This window comes from Bacteroides xylanisolvens, assembly GCF_018289135.1.
In the GTDB taxonomy this organism is placed as follows: domain Bacteria; phylum Bacteroidota; class Bacteroidia; order Bacteroidales; family Bacteroidaceae; genus Bacteroides; species Bacteroides xylanisolvens.
Genome location: NZ_CP072216.1, coordinates 5,506,802 through 5,525,235, shown reverse-complemented (window position 1 = coordinate 5,525,235; position 18,434 = coordinate 5,506,802). Strand labels below are relative to the sequence as shown.

The 18,434-nt window shown below is 41.2% G+C and carries 14 protein-coding genes; 6 read left to right on the top strand and 8 right to left on the bottom strand.

Annotation, left to right across the window (positions count from 1 at the left end; all coding sequences use genetic code 11):
- Positions 1–9 precede the first annotated feature (9 nt).
- From INE92_RS22760 to INE92_RS22745, 4 genes are read left to right on the top strand one after another with little or no spacing between them, the layout of a single operon-like run.
- On the top strand, positions 10–1,608 hold the full coding sequence (locus tag INE92_RS22760) for a RagB/SusD family nutrient uptake outer membrane protein (protein ID WP_008016762.1): 1,599 nt from the start codon (positions 10–12) through the stop codon (positions 1,606–1,608).
- Positions 1,609–1,646: 38 nt separating this feature from the next.
- Positions 1,647–2,795, top strand: a complete 1,149-nt coding sequence (locus INE92_RS22755; protein WP_055235912.1) for a SusE domain-containing protein — start codon at positions 1,647–1,649, stop codon at positions 2,793–2,795.
- Positions 2,796–2,818: 23 nt separating this feature from the next.
- Positions 2,819–4,183 carry a DUF5115 domain-containing protein gene (locus INE92_RS22750; RefSeq protein ID WP_225450259.1) on the top strand — a complete coding sequence of 455 codons (1,365 nt, stop codon included), beginning with the start codon at positions 2,819–2,821 and terminating at the stop codon, positions 4,181–4,183.
- Between the two features lie 17 nt (positions 4,184–4,200).
- A complete protein-coding gene (locus INE92_RS22745; RefSeq protein WP_195436421.1) occupies positions 4,201–6,582 on the top strand; it encodes an alpha-amylase family glycosyl hydrolase in 2,382 nt (793 codons plus the stop codon).
- Between the two features lie 284 nt (positions 6,583–6,866).
- Here the strand turns inward: INE92_RS22745 and INE92_RS22740 are convergent, their stop codons facing one another.
- The 8 genes from INE92_RS22740 to pta form a co-directional block, all read right to left on the bottom strand.
- Positions 6,867–7,631, bottom strand: coding sequence for a UDP-2,3-diacylglucosamine diphosphatase (locus INE92_RS22740; RefSeq protein ID WP_004314435.1), 765 nt, complete (start codon positions 7,629–7,631; stop codon positions 6,867–6,869).
- Between the two features lie 52 nt (positions 7,632–7,683).
- Complete coding sequence (locus INE92_RS22735; protein WP_004314431.1) at positions 7,684–7,995, bottom strand: iron-sulfur cluster assembly protein; 312 nt, start codon at positions 7,993–7,995, stop codon at positions 7,684–7,686.
- A 181-nt stretch (positions 7,996–8,176) separates the two neighbouring features.
- Complete coding sequence (radC, locus tag INE92_RS22730; protein ID WP_004314429.1) at positions 8,177–8,872, bottom strand: RadC family protein; 696 nt, start codon at positions 8,870–8,872, stop codon at positions 8,177–8,179.
- A 250-nt stretch (positions 8,873–9,122) separates the two neighbouring features.
- Complete coding sequence (locus INE92_RS22725; RefSeq protein ID WP_151923187.1) at positions 9,123–10,112, bottom strand: glycosyltransferase family 2 protein; 990 nt, start codon at positions 10,110–10,112, stop codon at positions 9,123–9,125.
- 497 nt (positions 10,113–10,609) lie between these two features.
- The gene (locus INE92_RS22720) at positions 10,610–13,306 is read right to left on the bottom strand and encodes a PL29 family lyase N-terminal domain-containing protein (RefSeq protein ID WP_195436420.1); all 2,697 of its coding nucleotides are present in this window, start codon (positions 13,304–13,306) and stop codon (positions 10,610–10,612) included.
- A gap of 374 nt (positions 13,307–13,680) precedes the next feature.
- Positions 13,681–14,616: a tyrosine-type recombinase/integrase gene (locus INE92_RS22715; RefSeq protein ID WP_211421259.1), complete on the bottom strand. Its 936-nt coding sequence runs from the start codon at positions 14,614–14,616 to the stop codon at positions 13,681–13,683.
- A gap of 204 nt (positions 14,617–14,820) precedes the next feature.
- Positions 14,821–16,020, bottom strand: a complete 1,200-nt coding sequence (locus INE92_RS22710; protein WP_004314424.1) for an acetate kinase — start codon at positions 16,018–16,020, stop codon at positions 14,821–14,823.
- Positions 16,021–16,060: 40 nt separating this feature from the next.
- On the bottom strand, positions 16,061–17,080 hold the full coding sequence (gene pta / locus INE92_RS22705) for a phosphate acetyltransferase (protein ID WP_004314422.1): 1,020 nt from the start codon (positions 17,078–17,080) through the stop codon (positions 16,061–16,063).
- 196 nt (positions 17,081–17,276) lie between these two features.
- Here pta and INE92_RS22700 point away from each other — a divergent pair, with 196 nt between their 5' ends.
- Positions 17,277–17,720: a CidA/LrgA family protein gene (locus tag INE92_RS22700; RefSeq protein WP_004305056.1), complete on the top strand. Its 444-nt coding sequence runs from the start codon at positions 17,277–17,279 to the stop codon at positions 17,718–17,720.
- Positions 17,717–18,412, top strand: a complete 696-nt coding sequence (locus INE92_RS22695; RefSeq protein ID WP_004305057.1) for an LrgB family protein — start codon at positions 17,717–17,719, stop codon at positions 18,410–18,412. The genes INE92_RS22700 and INE92_RS22695 overlap by 4 nt, the downstream gene beginning before the upstream one ends.
- Positions 18,413–18,434 lie beyond the last annotated feature (22 nt).

Genomic DNA, 18,434 nt, shown 5'->3' with positions numbered 1-18,434 from the left:
ATACCAATTATGAAATTCAGATATATAAAATCAATCCTATCGGCTGCCTCACTATTACTGGCAGTCAGCGTGACTTCATGTATCGGTGACCTGGATGCGACTCCTATCGACCCGAATATAGTGATGACATTCGACCAGGCAAGCGTTTTTAACAAGATATATGGAACCCTCGGACTGACAGGTCAGAAAGGCCCCGACGGAAGCGGTGACTTGGACGACATCGACGAAGGTACTTCCTCTTTCTACCGTATGACTTGGTGTGCCAACCAATTGATGACAGATGAAGCGATTGTCAATTCATGGAACGATGCCGGTGTCGCTACTATTGCCGATTGCAGTTGGAGTTCTTCCAATGAAATCGTGACAGGACTCTATTACCGTCTGACATTTGACATCACATTGTGCAACTACTTCCTGGAACAAACGGAAGGACTGACAGATGATGAAACGACACGCCAACGTGCAGAAGTACGTTTTATCCGTGCTTTGAATAACTATTACCTGATGGATATGTTCGGCAATCCGCCTTATTGCGATAAAGTATCGACAGAGAAGCCTCAGCAAATACAACGTGCGGATCTTTTCGCGAAAATTGAAGAAGAGTTGAAAGAAATCGGTGACGACGCTACCGCCACACTGGCACAGCCGCTTCAAACGACTTACGGCCGTGTAGACCGTGTTGCCGCCTGGTTATTGCTGGCACGTATGTATCTCAACGCAGAAGTCTATACCGGCACGCCTCAATGGGGAAAAGCCAAGGAATATGCCCAAAAAGTGATTGGTTCCGGCTATAAACTGGCTCCCGTCTACAAACACCTGTTCATGGCAGATAATGATGGCAGCAATGTCAACAAGGCAAGACAGGAAGTGATACTTCCCATTTTGCAGGATGGTGTGAGAACCAAGAGTTGGGGTGGTTCGCTGTTCTTGATTGCAGGTACGCACAAAAGTGACACAGGCATGAATCCCTGGGGAAGTAAGCAAGGATGGGGCGGCCCGCATTGTCGTCAGGCAATGGTAGCCAAATTCTTCCCAAACGTAAATGATGCTCCTTCCGTATTGGAAGACCAGATGGTAGTGGCAGCAAAAGATGACCGTGCCTTGATGTGCGGAGTGCAGAGAAGTACGTCGACAGGAGACAATATGAGCTTTACGGACGGATTCGCATGTGCCAAATTCTCGAACATCCGTGCAGACAACGGACTGACAAGCGATACGGATAATCCTGATATGGATATACCTCTTCTTCGTATGGCAGAAGCTTATCTGATTGTAGCAGAAGCCAGCATCCGTGCCAACAATGGTGTTTCTACTCAGGAGACCATAGACGCTATGCATGAAATCCGTAAGCGTGCGAACGCCGCCGAATCTGATTCATATACATTGACGGACATCCGTGACGAATGGGCACGTGAGTTCTGGTTTGAAGGTCGCCGCCGCATTGACTTGATTCGTTTCGGCGATTTCGGCGGACACACCGACTATAACTGGGATTGGAAAGGTGGAGAAAAACAAGGTACTGAAATAAAAGAGTTCCGCAACATTTATCCTATTCCTGCCAATGATATCAATGCGAATACAAATCTGGATCAGAATCCCGAGTATTAAATCAGACCGAAGTTATACTTTTAAATAAACAGAGTAATATGAAAAAAATAAATATATTGACGTCCATACTAGTAGCGACAGCCCTGCTGACCGCCTGCGAGGATGACAGGGACTCAAATCCTACCATACAGGAACCTACTACTTTTGTATTGAACACCCCTGCCAATGCAACGTACAACGTCTATGACCTAAATCAATCCAAGAATATCGAGTTGACTTGTACGCAACCGGACTATGGCTACCCTGCCGTAGTGACTTACACCATGCAAGCGGATTTAACAGACAAATGGACTGATGAAACGGAAACGGCAGACGCCTCTTATCTGACACTACCTTCCATATCTACATCAGCCAAAGTGGATGCCAACACACAGGAATTGAATAAGGCAATCGTAAAACTTGCCGGCTGGACATCGGAGAATGATTATGACGGCGAACCGATGAGTGTATTTGTACGTTTGTACGCACATATCGGAGATAAAGGGTATCCTATACATTCCAATTCGATTGAATTGAAAGTTATACCTTATTATATGGATATATCTGATGCCGTTCCTGCCACTTATTATTTACTGGGCGATTTCATCGGTGAAGTTCCCTGGGGAAATCCGACAATGGCAGCAGGTACCGCTTATTTCCCGATGTCACTGGTAAAAGGATATGCGTATGATGCCAATACTGGTAAAGGAGAATTTACCTACACAGGATATATCCCAGCAGATAAAGGATTTAAGGTAGTGGCTACTCCCGGTGCATGGGACGACCAATGGGGAAATGCTGACAGCGAAGGATTCACCAATTTGGTAAATGACAAGAACTCTCAAAATATTAAAGTGAATGCGGCCGGCTGGTACACACTTCATCTCAATACGCTTGAAAATAAACTGACAATGAAAGCTACTACTTTTGAAACTCAACCGACAGAATATGATGCCGTCACATTGATTTATGGTTCGGAATCTGTAAACATGACCAAAGTTACCATGGAGCATTCACATGTATGGTATGCCGACATAACAATCGCGGCAAGCTGCAAAGCCAAATTTACTTCCGGCGACAAGACTTGGGGTGGAGAGGTATTCCCATTCGGCTCATTTGTTGATGGAGCTACCATCAGTTGCAAACCGGGTGATTATACTGTACTGTTCAACGAACTGGACGAGTGCTATTACTTCAAAGCAAAATAGATTAATCTTAAATGCAGATAGATATGAAAAAATTATCAATATATATAACCGTGTTACTGGCTGCCGCACTAACAGCCTGCAACGAAGATTTTAATGAAGGGGTAGCTTCCCCACAGTCTTACGGACAGGAAGAAGCTGCCGGCAAAATAACTTTTACAGCTACAGGTGTAGCCCCGATTAATATTGGAAATGTCGAGGAAGAATCCGTAGCGGTTGCCGTATTTACAGCTCCTGCCGTTGAAGAAGAAGCCACTTTATCCTATAAAATGAAGTTAGATAATAAAGTGACTTTAATTGTAGACGACAAAGGATACGTAGCAACGGAAGATTTGCAGAATGCAGTGGCGCAAATATATGGTATCCGTCCGGTAGAACGTACCATGAATGCAGTATTAACGTCATACGTGGCTGTCGGAAAGACAGTATATGCGGCACCGGCTGAAAGCTATGAGTTGAAAGTTACTCCGGAAGCACCGGTTATTGAAAGCGCTTATTATATTAATGGCTCTCTGACTTGGGAACAGAATGTAGCATTTGTTAATACAAGTGGTGATCCTTATACCAATTCAGTCTTTACAACAACAGTTCCTGCTCTGGTTACAGATAACACCGGTGCAAAAGATGCCTATTTCCTGATTAAATCCAACTCAGGCAAATCACTTGGCGCGGTTGATGCAGACAACGATGCTCCAGAAGGCAATCTCATTTTATCAGAAACAGCAAATCCTATCAAAATATCCGGTGGCGATTATAAATCAGTTAGAATCTCCATCAACATGATGGAAGGCACTTACAAGATTGAGAAAACAATGGATGCACCTCATTTATGGATACCAGGAAATCATCAGGAATGGAAGCCTTCACAAGCACCGACTTTATATAAGCCAGAAGGAAACAATGCTTATTGGGGAATGTCGGAATTGAACGGTGGCTTTAAGTTTACCGCACAGCCCTATTGGCCGGATGGTTCGAATGGCGGACTTGATTATGGATATGACTATTTTACCTCGAAAGAAGGTATGACAAATGATGGTGGAAACTTATCTTTACCACAGGGTATTTATTACATTGTAGTCAATTTGGACGACAAGTATGCCTCTGCAACAGAAATAACATCTATGGATATTATAGGTACAGCCACAGGAGGATGGGAAAACGGCAAAGAATTAACTTATGATGCAACAGAAAAATGCTGGACTGCAAAGACTGAAATGACTGTGGGTGAATTTAAACTCCGCGTCAATTCCAGTTGGGATTCCGGTGTTAGTTTCGGGGGAACATTAGATACACCCAGTCCTTTTACTGGAGATAATATTTCAATGGACGCAACCGGTAACTATACCATCAAATTCTATCTGAACGGTAGACTAGTCCTCATTAAAGAATAATAAATGGAAAATACATTATGAAAAAAGATATAAAACATATATTCTGGATGCTGCTCTGTCTATTCACGATAGTAGCATGTTCCGACGAAAACCATGAGATGTTAATCACCGGTCCGGAAATCCCCGAACTGGATCACGAGCCGTCTATCGAAGAATTGGTAGAAGGAATCAATAATTACCCGACTAAATTCAAAGGCGACAAGCAAGGTAAAATCTGGTATAAAGCAGCAGCCGGCGACGACTTGTACGGCTATGAAGGTGATGTATATGTTCACATCGGTATCAATGACTGGATGTATGTTCCTACGGAATGGGGTGTAAATGAAGATAAATACAAGGCAGAGAAAGTGGCGGATAATATTTGGTGCTTTACACTTGCCCCGACAGTACGCGAATGGTTTGGCGCGGAAAATGCAGCAAACATTCAAAATGTCTGCATCCTCTTCCGCAATGATGAAGCGTTGACTGACGAAAAGAAAACCAGCGACTTTTTTATCACAGTAACAGGAGACAAGACTTTCACACCGGCTCCGGTAGAGATAGCTGCCTGCCCGGTAGAAGAAGCGGGTATCCATCCATCGACTGACGGAACGTCTGTGACTTTCGCACTATACGATTTGGATACGGATAACAATTATAAGGATTATGCTTGTCTCATTGGCGACTTCAATGATTGGGAACTTAGTACTGAATATCAGATGAAGCGTGATAACGACAAACACTTCTGGTGGTACACCGTTACAGGCATCGACCCCGCCAAAGAGTATGGTTTCCAATATTACATGGGTAGTGAAAAAGACGGCAATGTTCGTATTGGCGACCCCTATTGTGAAAAAGTGCTGGATGGCTCGAACGATAAATATCTTGTAGAACAAGGAGTTTATCCGGCTAGTGCCATACAGTATCCGAATGGAAAGACGACAGGCATTGTCTCCGTATTCCAAACAAAACCGGCATCCTACAATTGGCAAGTATCCGATTTCAAGATTGATAATCCTGACAATATGGTAATCTATGAGTTACTGTTCCGTGACTTCACACAAACGGGTTCCGAACTTGCTACAGGTACAATCAAAGAGGCTACTAAACATTTGGACTACATCAAGAGTCTGGGAGTGAATGCAATTGAACTGATGCCTATACAAGAATTCGACGGGAATAATAGCTGGGGATACAATCCATGTTATTATTTTGCAATGGACAAAGCATATGGAACGAAAGAGGAATATAAGCAATTCATTGATGAATGTCATAAACAAGGCATTGCAGTATTACTGGATGTAGTCTACAACCATGCTACTGGCAGTCATCCATTTGCTAAACTTTATTGGAATTCGAAAGAAAGCAAGACAGCCAAGAATAATCCGTGGTTCAATGTCGATGCTCCGCATCCATTCAGCGTATTCCATGACTTCAATCACGAATCGCCGCTTGTACGTGAATTTGTAAAACGTAACTTGAAGTTCTTGTTGGAAGAGTATAAGTTTGACGGTTTCCGTTTCGACTTAACCAAAGGATTTACTCAAAACAAGAGCAATGAATCAACGGCAAGTAACAAAGATGACTCCCGTATTGTTATCTTGAAAGATTACTATAAAACAGTGAATACGACCAATCCTAATGCAGTGATGATTCTCGAACACTTCTGCAATTTGGATGAAGAGTCAGAATTGGCTAAAGCAGGGATGAAACTATGGCATAATATGAATGAAAGCTATTGCCAATCCGGAATGGGAGAATCAAGCAATTCTGATTTTTCATACATGCGAAATAGCGGAATGCCTGCCGAAGGATGGGTTAATTTCATGGAAAGCCATGATGAAGAAAGAGTTGCATACAAGCAAACAGCTTTTGGCAATCTTCAAAATGCAGGTCTTGATATCCGCATGAAACAACTGGGAACAAATGCAGCCTTCTTCCTGACCGTTCCAGGACCGAAAATGATTTGGCAGTTTGGCGAACTAGGATATGATTATTCCATAATGTATAAGTACGATGGAACAATGGGAACTGAAAAGAATACTGATGCCAAGCCTGTGAAATGGGATTATCTTACTGACCAATATCGGAAAGGATTATACGACACTTATAGCACTTTGCTGAAATTACGCAATGATAATCCGGACTTATTCAGCGACAACGCATTCAAAGACTGGAAAGTAAGTGTTTCCGATTGGGATAAAGGTCGTTATCTAAGATTGGAATCCACTACAAAGAAACTGGTTGTAGTAGGCAATTTCAAGAATGAACAGATTAATACAGGTGTGTACTTTGGTAACACGGGAGATTGGTATGAATTGAATGGTGAAACATTGAATGTGACTAACAGTTCTGAACAGCCTGTTGTTATACCTGCTAATAGCTTCAAGTTATACACCAACTTTCCAGTAAACAATTGATTGAACGGTTGTAATCAGAGTTATCATAGAAAACAACCCATAATAATGTAATAAATCCCTGTTCCACAATGTTGGAGCAGGGATTTATTGCTTTAATTATTTCTTATCGGTAGAGATTTTTCTCTTCAAGCATGAGCTCTTTTTCAATCCTTTTAAGCGAGCTAGTTGTTTCATGCCTTGAAACTGTTTGTTTCTCACCGAGAAACGAAGTGTTTCACACCGAGAAACCATTCCGTTTCACACCGGGAAACTTTTTGTTTCAAACCGGGATGAAACTATCCGCCTCAAACCTGCGTCTCTCCTTCTATATATTCTTCAAGAAAAAGGTTCTCGCCGTCGAATACGGCATAAGAAAAGAAATTAATCCAGTCTCCAAGTATCAGCACACGTGAAGTGACACTTAGCATCAAATCAAGTTCAATGTGGCGATGTCCGTAAATAAAGAAGTTTATATTGGGATGACTTTTCAAATACTCTTTTGTATATAGTACCAGATGCTCCTGATTTTCCCCCATATAATCCGGTTCCTTTCCGTCAGTCCGTTTCTGCCTGCTGCGTTTCGCCCATGATAAACCAAGTTCCACGCTCCATCGGGGATGAATAGCGGAAAACAATGTTTGTAATGTTTTGCTGTGAAACATGGAACGAAGCAGTTTGAACTTCTTGTCCGGGTCGCCCAGCCCGTCACCATGAGCAAGATAGAACTCTTTTCCGTATATTTCGGTAGTCAGCGGTTCACGGTGCATAATGACACCACATTCTTTGGTGAGATAATCCCCACACCATATATCATGGTTGCCAATAAAGAAATGCACTTCCACTCCCATATCCGTCAGTTCGGAGATTTTTCCCAAGAAACGGGTATATCCTTTGGGGACGACCAGCCGGAATTCATACCAGAAATCAAACATATCTCCCAACAGATAAACAGCAGAAGCCTTGTGCTTTATACTATCAAGGAAGTTCACCAAACGCCGTTCCTGCGTGCGTCCATGCTCAATAGCACGGGACCCAAGATGCGCATCGGAAAGGAAATAAACGTTCTTCATGAGTTTTGAGTTGTTAGTTATAAGAGATTGATTATGAGGTTATCACTCGTAACTAGAGAAAACCGAGTTCGAGTTTCGCTTCCTCACTCATCATATCTTTGTCCCATTCCGGTTCAAACACCAGATTAATGGTAGCCGCAGTCACACCCTCCACCGATTCCACTTTCTGACGAATATCTTCCATGATAAAATCAGCAGCCGGACAGTTAGGGGCTGTCAATGTCATATCAAGTACCACTTCTCCAGTATCGGAGACATCTATCTTATAAATCAGTCCAAGATCGTATACATTCACCGGAATTTCCGGATCGTACACCGTTTTTAGCATGGCTACAATCTTTTCTTCTATTTCAATCTTTTCCATACGTCTTCTCATTTTGTTATGTATCGCAAAGATAGAGATAAAAAATGAAACATAAAAAATTAGGTACGGAATGAGCATCGTGTACCTAAAGAATATTACATCTATTCTCCATCTTCACTAATATGAAAAACGTACCCAGATGGTAAATTGTTGCAAACAGGGAATAAAGATGTAGAGGAAATTAAAGCAATCCTTCATCCGCAAAGCTAAAGAACCCGTCTTCGCAAACGACGACATGATCTATCAGGTGGATATTCATTGTATCTGCCGCTTTACGAATATGTTCTGTCAGTGTTTTGTCAGGCTGACTAGGACGGATATTCCCTGAAGGATGATTATGGACCACAGCTATTTGGGTGGCTCTTTGCAGCAATGCTTCCCGAAGGATGGTGCGTACATCGGTGTATGTTCCATCTATTCCACCGGTACTGATACGCACCTTATCAATCAGTTTCGTTGCCTGATTCAATAAAAGAACCCAGAATTCTTCTTGTTCGAGGTCGCACATCAAAGGTTGAAAGATATCATAAATATCTTTTGAACAGGTGATTTGAGGCCTTTCTTTTGTGTTTTGCAGTTTCCGACGCTTTCCAAGTTCCAATGCTGCCATCACTGTAATACTCTTCGCCGGTCCCATACCTTTAAAACGGGAATAATCGCAGACTTCCCATTTTGCCAGAGAATTGAGATTGTTATCACAAGACAGGAGCAGGCGTCGCATCAGTTCAACAGCGCTTTCTTCCGTATTTCCGGAGCCGATTAATATAGCGAGTAGTTCGGCATCGCTCAATGCCGCTGCTCCCTTTTCCATCATTTTTTCCCGTGGGCGGTCCTCCAGTGCCCATTGGTTGATGGATAGTTTGTGTTTACTTTCCATTTACTATGTTTTGAAGGTGTAAAGGTAGGCTTATTTAATTTAATGATAGAGGCAATGGGAAAAAAATTGGTTGCAGGCTTCTTCTTTTTTCTATGCAGAGACAAGTTGTACGACACCCGGGTCTCAGCATACCTGACACCCGGGTGTTGAGTAGCATGAGACCCGGGTGTCAGACGTATTGAGACCCGGGTGTCATGCAACATTCCTTTTAAGTAAAAATAGGAATGGTAGTAAACAAATTAAAAGTAGGTTACTTATAAAAATTCTTTTGGAAAGCCTCAAACTCATCTTTCCCTCTGACACAACGCTGCCACCATGCACGCCAAAAGCCTGTACCATAGCCGATAAGTTGTATAAATGCAGCGGCTATGGAATAAATGCCAATAGCCAGACTCTTATTCTGAATAGTAGAATCCATGCATACCAGCAATGCATAAAGAATGATCGGCGTAAAACTGAAAAGACAGAATGGGGTTCCTAATAATAAGAGTGCCACTCCCAGCGTAAATACAGCAGGAAGTAAATGCACCAGTTTCAGAGAGTCCGGGTATTTCTTATAAAGATTAATACGGGCAATGCCGGAGTTATGCACTTGCTTGAAGAACTTCTTCAAATCAGTACGGCGTTTGTGATACACCCAGGCATCCGGAAAAAGCCGGCAAGTATAGCCGTTCTTAAAGATACGGATACTAAAGTCAATATCCTCTCCAAAACGCATCTTTGAGAATCCGCCTAAAGCCTCATACACTGCCCGGCGAACTCCCATATTAAAACTGCGGGGATAGAATTTGTCCATCTTCTTTTTCCCGCCACGGATCCCTCCGGTCGTAAAGAAAGAAGTCATGGAATAGTTTATCGCCTTTTGGATATCCGTGAAAGAATCGTGCGCACGGTCGGGACCGCCGAAAGCATCGACAGGAGAAGCGAGAAGTTCTTTCTCTACCGCATCGAAGTATCCTTCGGGAAGAATGACATCAGAATCTAATATAATAAGGTATTCTCCTTCGCTACGTTCTGCCCCGTAATTACGGGTTTGTCCCGGACCGGAGTTAGGTTTAGAGAAGTATTTTATATTCAACCGATCTGCATACCGTTCTACTACTTCTTTACAAGGAATGGAGGAACCATCTTCTACAACAACGACTTCGAAATCTTTAAAGTGTTGCATGGTAAGACTTTGCAATAATTCATCCACTTCATCGGGACGATTATAAACGGGGATTATGACGGAGTAACGCATAGTAAATTCGTTTTAAGAATGAATTTGAGATGCAAATTAAGACAAAAAAGGGGAAACTACTCGCAAATCTCCAGAAAAACAAAAGAACTAACTATATTTCCTATCTACTTTTTATCAAGATTCCCTCAAAAAGTTTTCTATTCTCCGTTAGAATCATTATAAAAAGAGATTGAGTTTCTCCAACTATATTAGTTTTGATAAATCTTACAGAATAAAAAAGGGCGTTCCTGGGAAATAAGGGAAAATTGGAACGCCCTTCGAAATAAAGGTTTATTATTAGACTGGTCTTTCACAAGTGCAGTCTTTACCTTTTTTCATCTAATAAATTAAGGATGTCAAAAATCCTTAGTGGGAAATAACATATTCATCTTTTCACAAAGATGAATAATTCGACAAATAATATCCGATACCACCATATCGGACAATTATATTATCAATAAAAGGGTAACTCTACACAAAGGAAAAGAGTTACCCTTTCTTTCTTATTTAAAATAGGACTATTTCAAAGAAGCTTTCACAGTGATCTTATTAATAGTTTCTGTACCCCAGTTATGATTTACAGTTACTTTCACATAGATGTCCAATGACTGAACAATCGCTGTATTGTTACATGTAATCACACCTGTTGACGAATCAATAGTATAGGTACCCTCATTTACAGTAGCACTATATCCATCAATTGCATAAGTAATGGCGCCAGCAGCATCAATGCCATAAGCTGCAGCCCAAGGAGCTTTTGCTACTCCATTTTCAATAACTACATTCTTCTTGGTTACATTGATATCTTTGTCAGACATCTTGATTTCTGCTTTCGTTCCTACATTGATAGTCTTATTCTGATCACCATCTATATTCCAATCAATAGAAGACTTGTAAGACAAGACATCAAGCGGAGAACGCAATACAGGTTCACAATAAGTCACTTCTTTTCCATTTATATCAAGAATAGTAGCTTCAATATCAGTTCCTTGTATTTTAGCTCCGATCTTGATAGCACCTAAAGTCTTCACATCTACATCCGGAGTTACAGTAATAACATTACCAGCAATGCTTATCTGACTATAAACAGCTTTAACAGCATCAGACTGTTTTGCTTGCGGAGCCAGATAATATTCAATAACTTCACTAGAAGTACTGTTATCTGTATTATATGCAGCATAAAGAACTGTCAAATCAGCCGTCATACTGAATGACTTATCAGCTTCAGTCCATGCACCGGTAATAGTTGTCTTACCATTCACAACAAATGCACTATTTTGCTTGATGATCACTTTACGTTCGCACTTAACAAGATCCTTCAATTTCAAAGTATACTGTTTGTTAGAACCGTTAACACGATGAGTTGTTGTGGATTTACGCCATGCATATTCTTCAGAATTTGTAATTTCATATTTTGAGTTTCCACCACCTGGCCATGTTTCGAATGAATACAATTGCTGATCTCCATTGATAACAGTTTCGGCAGGGAATATCAATTTAAGATTATCCAAATCTGTGCTTGTACCCGGTGTGAATTCAATATATGCATCAACCTTGTTAGCATAAGTTTTACCATCTTCATTAGTCAAGTAATACAAACCATATTTAACAGGAGTTACGTTTTCATTGTCAGACATATAGTCACGTCCACCCAGTGAATTCAAGAATGCACGCACATTCAAGTCAATAGTTTGTTCACTTGTGCTATACTGCAATTTAGCTAACTTATCAGCTGCAGCTGCATCTTTCGTTTCTACATCAATATCAACCAATGCCGGAGCCACTTGCTGCTCGCGAACAGCTTTCACTGCAAAGTCATAAGAAATGATTTCCGTACCTTTTTCATTCTTATAAGTTGCTGTCACATAGCATAATTCATTGATAGCCGAAGCTTGCTCACTAGATTTAGCTGTAATAACACCGTCTTTAATTTCAAAGATACCTTTTGCCTTATCAGCTGTTTGTTTGAATTCAACAGTGATACCACTAAATCCTAAATCAGCCATTGAAATGAAATCCTCTTCCACATCATGTCCCAATGCTACAGAATCATTCAAATTATAAGATTTGTTATAAACAAATGTATATTCAACATAAGATGAAAAATCGGATTCGGTAGTTGCATCAGCCAAAACATCAGTAGGAACTTCAACTGCATCTTTTGTATGCACAAAACTCAAATCAGCCGGAGTCCATTTTTCAGCTTTGAAGTTGAAATAATCAGAGGCTGTTGTATAACCGTTAATTGTTACATCCAGAGAAGAAGCGTAAGGTTTATCAACTTCAATGTTTTCGGAAATCATATTTACACTCAAGATACCTTGTCGGTTATCCACCCATTTTGCACTACCTTCTACATATTTCAGTGCAGGAACAAGTGCTCTGGTTTTATATGTATCGGTAAATGCAAATACAGCTTTACCTAGATCCAGTGTAGTAGGCCATACTTTGAAAGTAGCTACAGAAGCACTGGTTGCCAATAATTCCGCATCAGGATCATTGGACGACATCAACCCGATTGATTTTACAAAATCATCTTTATCATTAGCAGCTTGTCTTCTGTAAATAATGCTTTGCAAACCATTATAGGCAGAACCTTCTGCCAACATTTTATATTCTTTACCGTCAAGAGTGATGACGTACAAACCATCTACCTCATTTATAACAATAGAAGGAACTTTAGTATCAGTTTTCAAGCTTGTTACCACATCACCGATAACGATATACCCATCTTTATTAATAGACACGTTAGCTGATGCATCCTGACCTGGTTCGCCAGGCTTACCAGGTTCACCTTGTTCTCCCTTCTTCCCAGTAGCATTAACCTTATTTCCATCTGCATCTAAAACATACTCATAGGTTTTGCCATCATCAGTACTTACCTGCCAATAGTTGTCACTTGATACTTTAAATTTAGGAATGACCGTTTCACCATTTAGTCCCGGCTGTCCGTTCTCTCCATCTTTACCATTGGTGATAGTCAATTTAGAACCGTCAGAAAGAGACAACTCATAACCATTTGCTACAGGAGTATAACTGACAATAAATTTACCGGCTTTCATTGCAGCATCCACCTCTTCAATTTTACTCTTATTGGCGTCGACCTGCTGTTGCAAACCATCTATATCATCATCGTAGTCTTTGCATCCTACGTAGCTGATAGTAGAAAGCGCCAGCGCCCCGAAGAGCATCACTTTTACAAACTTTTTCTTCATAACTACTTAAAAATTACATTAATAATATATTATTAAACACTAAGTTTCAATAATAGCATACCCGTTACTTCGTAGGTAACGGCAAACCTTTGTTCCTGCTCTTCTTGAGTAGTCAATACTAGAAAATGATATAATATACAATGAAACATTTTAACCCCTACTTCATGAAAGAGGTAGAGGGGAGAGAAATCTTATGCAAAATTTAGAGGTTGACATGCCCTAATACAAAGAATCTACGTGTTTTATCTGTTTATGTTCTTCTTTTGAATGCTTTATTAGAAAAAAATGTGTGATTTCGTTTGGTTGTTTTAAGAAATATGCTCATATTTGCACCGGTATTTATTCCCGTTACCTACGAAGTAACAGACTTATATTCAGCAAATTGCATTTCGAACTGAATATCGGATAAAATCAATAACCCGCTTGTTTGCTTCATCTATTTTCTTATTCTGAAAAGGTTTCAGATAAGTCTCCGTCACTGTAATGGACGAATGCCCCATCGCTTCGGAAATAATGCCCGGATGAATTTCACAATAATACGCTGTTGTGGCCCATGTATGGCGGGCGGTGTATGAACTCAATTTATCCCCCAGTCCCAACAATTCACCCAACAACATTAATTGCCGATTAAATGTGCGCAATGCTAACTGATACTCTCGACATGCTTCTTTTGTTCCTTCACGACTTTTCAACAATGAGAAAAGGTATGGAGAAGAAGGGTCACAATTCATGTACTTCTTCACCAAAAGCATTGCCTCCGGAGTCAATGTCACCGACAATGTACGCCCCGTCTTACGCCTACGATAAGTAATCACATTATCATGCAAATCACTCTTACGCAAATATGCGAGATCGACAAAAGGTAAACCACGAAGTAAAAACATCAGAGTAAATAGCTCTTGTGTACATCGCAAAGCCGGAGTTGCAACCGATGAATGTAATTTTGCAAATACCTTTTTTATGTCTTCCTCACATAAAGCTCGCTTACGGTCAGCGCGAGTACCGGTATAAACCGAATGGAACAAATTCGGCACATAAGGTGCTTTTCGAAGATCGACCGCACGATTATAGACTGCACGAAATGTGCGCAAATAAGTTGAAACTGTATTCCAACTACAACCACGGCTACGAAGATGTACCTCGAAGCCTTTCAACCATCCCGGAGTTACTTTATCAAAAGTGAAATCTCCTTTCCCACAATAAACAATAATGGCATTGAGACTACTACGATATACGTGAGCCGTCCCAAAGTTTCCCCCCATTTGTAGCCCATTAGCCACTTGCCTCATAAATGCTACTACTTTTAACATGTTACTATTACTTAATTTAATTACACAATAAACATACAGGTATTTTTAAGAACAAGCAAACCTGTTAGCTACAAATAACAATAATAATAACAATGTTGTTTCTTGGAAGTAAATGAAAGGAACCATGAGGTAAAACTAATACAAAAAAAGACGGGGATGTCCCAATCTTGGCACATCCCCGTACAATATAAATCAGTTCAGTTATTACTTCTTCAGAATATCCATTGTATCGGACGCAATCAACAATTCTTCGTCTGTCGGAATCACTACTACTTTCACTTTAGAAGCAGGAGTAGAAATAATTGCTTCCTCACCACGAACTTTAGCATTCACATCGTTGTCAAGCTCGATACCCATGAATTCCATATCCTTACAAACTTCACGGCGACATTCCATCTGATTTTCACCTACACCACCTGTAAACAGAATGATATCTACACCGCCCAATGCAGCAGCATAAGCACCGATGTATTTCTTGATACGATAATAATACATCTTCTCTGCAAGGATAGCTTTCTCATTGCCAGCCGCACAAGCAGCCAAAAGTTCACGCATATCGCTTGATACACCTGAAATACCGAGTACACCGCTCTTCTTGTTCAACAGGTTGGAAACACCCGTAGTATTCAAGCCTTCTTTTTCCATGATAAACGTCACTGCACCGGCATCAATGTCACCGCTGCGAGTACCCATCATCAAGCCTTCCAATGGAGTCAAGCCCATAGTAGTATCTATACATTTACCATCTTTGATAGCGGCAATAGAACCACCATTACCAATATGACAAGTGATGATTTTCTTTCCTACCGGATTTACACCCAAGAATTCGCATACACGTTTGGACACGTAACGATGAGATGTTCCGTGGAAGCCATAACGACGCACACCATACTTTTCATACAATTCATAAGGAATAGCATACATGTAGGCATAATCCGGCATGGTCTGATGAAAAGCCGTATCGAATACACCTACCTGCGGAATGTTAGGAAGAATAGCAGAAACTGCATTCACACCTTTCAAGTTAGCCGGATTGTGCAACGGAGCCAGATCATTGCAAGCTGTAAAGGCTTCCAATACCTCCTTATTCAGCAATACAGATTCGCTGAAACGCTCGCCTCCGTGTACCATACGGTGACCTACGGCATTGATTTCATCCAAAGATTTAATAGCGCCATATTCGGGGTGAATCAACGTATTCAGGATAAACTCAACTCCTACTGTATGTTCAGGAATATCTTTTTCCAGAATTTTCTTTTCACCATTCGGTAAAGTCAGTTTCAAGAAAGATCCTTTCAGACCGATTTTTTCGATACCACCTTGCGCAATCACTTCTTTGCTGGTCATATCGAACAATTTATATTTAATAGATGAACTTCCGCAGTTCAATACCAGAATTTTCATGTCGTTGTCGATTTAATACTTACTACTTTATATCTAATACTTATTTATTTGCCTTTGCAGCAATAGCCTGGTTAGCCGTGATAGCAATCATACGATATACATCTTCAATAGAACAACCACGAGACAAGTCGTTTACCGGGCAAGCGATACCCTGAAGGATCGGGCCGATAGCATCAGCATGTCCCAAACGTTGAACTAGCTTATAAGAAATGTTACCTACTTCCAGGCTCGGAACAATCAGTACATTTGCTTGTCCGGCTACCTCCGAACCCGGAGCTTTGCTTGCACCTACTTCAGGAACAAGAGCCGCATCTGCCTGCAGTTCACCGTCCAAATCAAGAGTCGGAGCCATTTCCTTAGCTATTTTAGTTGCTTCTACTACTTTGTCTACCACTTCATGTTTAGCAGAGCCTTTGGTAGAGAAACTCAACATAGCTACTTTCGGATTTTCGATACCGGCAACCGCCTTGGCAGTCTGCGCTGTACAAACTGCAATCTGCGCCAATTGATTAGCATCAGGAACCGGGGTTACGGCCACGTCACCCATGACCAAAATGCCATTCTTTCCGTATTCAGGAGCATGAGTCAAAAGCAACATAGCACCAGACACGCAAGTGATTCCCGGCGCAGTCTTGATAATCTGCAAAGCAGGACGCAATACATTACCAGTAGTGTTACGGGCACCAGCCAACTGACCGTCAGCATCACCGCTCTTAATCATTAAACAACCAAAGAATAAAGGATCATTCGTTAACTTGCGGGCTTCTTCGATAGTCATCCCCTTCTTTTTACGAAGTTCACACAACAACTGCGCATATTCTTCGTGTTTCGGAGAAGTTTCAGGATCAATGATAGTAGCTTTACCGATGTTTCCCAATCCCCATTTTGCAGCAAGTTCATTAATTTCTGCCGGTTTACCCAGTAAAATTAGATCGGCTACTTCGTCTGTCAAAATCATATTGGCAGCTTTCAATGTGCGTTCTTCAGTTCCTTCCGGAAGAACAATACGTTGGCGATTTGCTTTCGCACGCGCCACGATTTGGTTGATTAAATTGAGCATAGATATATTGAATATTATTATAAAACGTCCTTACAATTTGTAATTTGCGGTGCAAAAGTACTCAATTTTGCAATATCCACATTACAATTTCGCCTATTTTTCTCTTCCAAGTCTAAAATATTGTAATATTTAACACTGTACTCCTATTTTTCATACCTTTGCAGCGTTTTCAAACAAAATCAATAGGTTATTAGTTATGATACGTCAGTGCGCCATTTTATTTGGCTGTTTGGCTTTGGGTGAATTAATAGTTTATCTTACGGGTATCAAGCTCCCCTCCAGCATCATCGGTATGCTGCTGCTCACCCTCTTTTTAAAATTAGGTTGGATTAAGTTACACTGGGTACAGGGATTGTCCGACTTTCTGGTTGCCAACTTAGGATTCTTTTTCGTTCCGCCCGGTGTGGCTCTTATGCTATACTTTGATGTCATTGCGGCAGAGTTCTGGCCGATAGTGACAGCGACCATTATCAGCACCGCGCTTGTACTTGTCGTTACGGGATGGGTACATCAAATCGTCCGCAAGTTCAGGCTGGCACGTCAGATTAAGCTGGCGCGCAAACTTCACCTGACGGATTTCCATCTGTCGGAGAAACTGCACCTTAAAGATAAAATCAACTTAACGAATAAAGACAAATGAGCTTCTTAGAGAATAATTTCTTCCTGCTGGCTATCACCTTCGGGATTTTCTTCTTTGCCAAATTGCTTCAGAAGAAAACAGGACTGGTATTATTAAATCCTATATTGCTGACCATCGCCCTATTAATCATCTTCCTTAAAATGACAAATATCTCATACGAGACCTATAATAAAGGAGGACATTTGATCGAGTTCTGGCTCCGCCCGGCTGTTGTTGCTTTAGGCGTACCTTTATATCTTCAATTGGAAATGATAAAAAAGCAGTTACTGCCTATCCTTCTGTCTCAACTGGCAGGCTGCATTGTCGGAGTTATTTCAGTAGTGCTGATTGCGAAGTTCATGGGAGCTTCCCAAGAAGTAATCCTGTCTCTGGCTCCCAAATCGGTTACGACTCCGATTGCGATGGAAGTAACCAAAGCCATTGGCGGTATTCCGTCACTGACGGCGGCAGTTGTTGTGGCAGTAGGTTTATTAGGAGCGATCTGTGGTTTTAAGACCATGAAAATCATGCGTGTAGGCAGTCCGATCGCCCAAGGGCTTTCGATGGGGACAGCCGCTCATGCTGTCGGAACTTCCACCGCAATGGATATCAGCAGCAAATATGGAGCATACGCCAGTCTGGGACTGACACTGAATGGAATCTTCACCGCACTGCTCACACCTACAATCCTTCGATTATTAGGTGTCTTGTAAAAACAAAATCTCTTGATTTTCC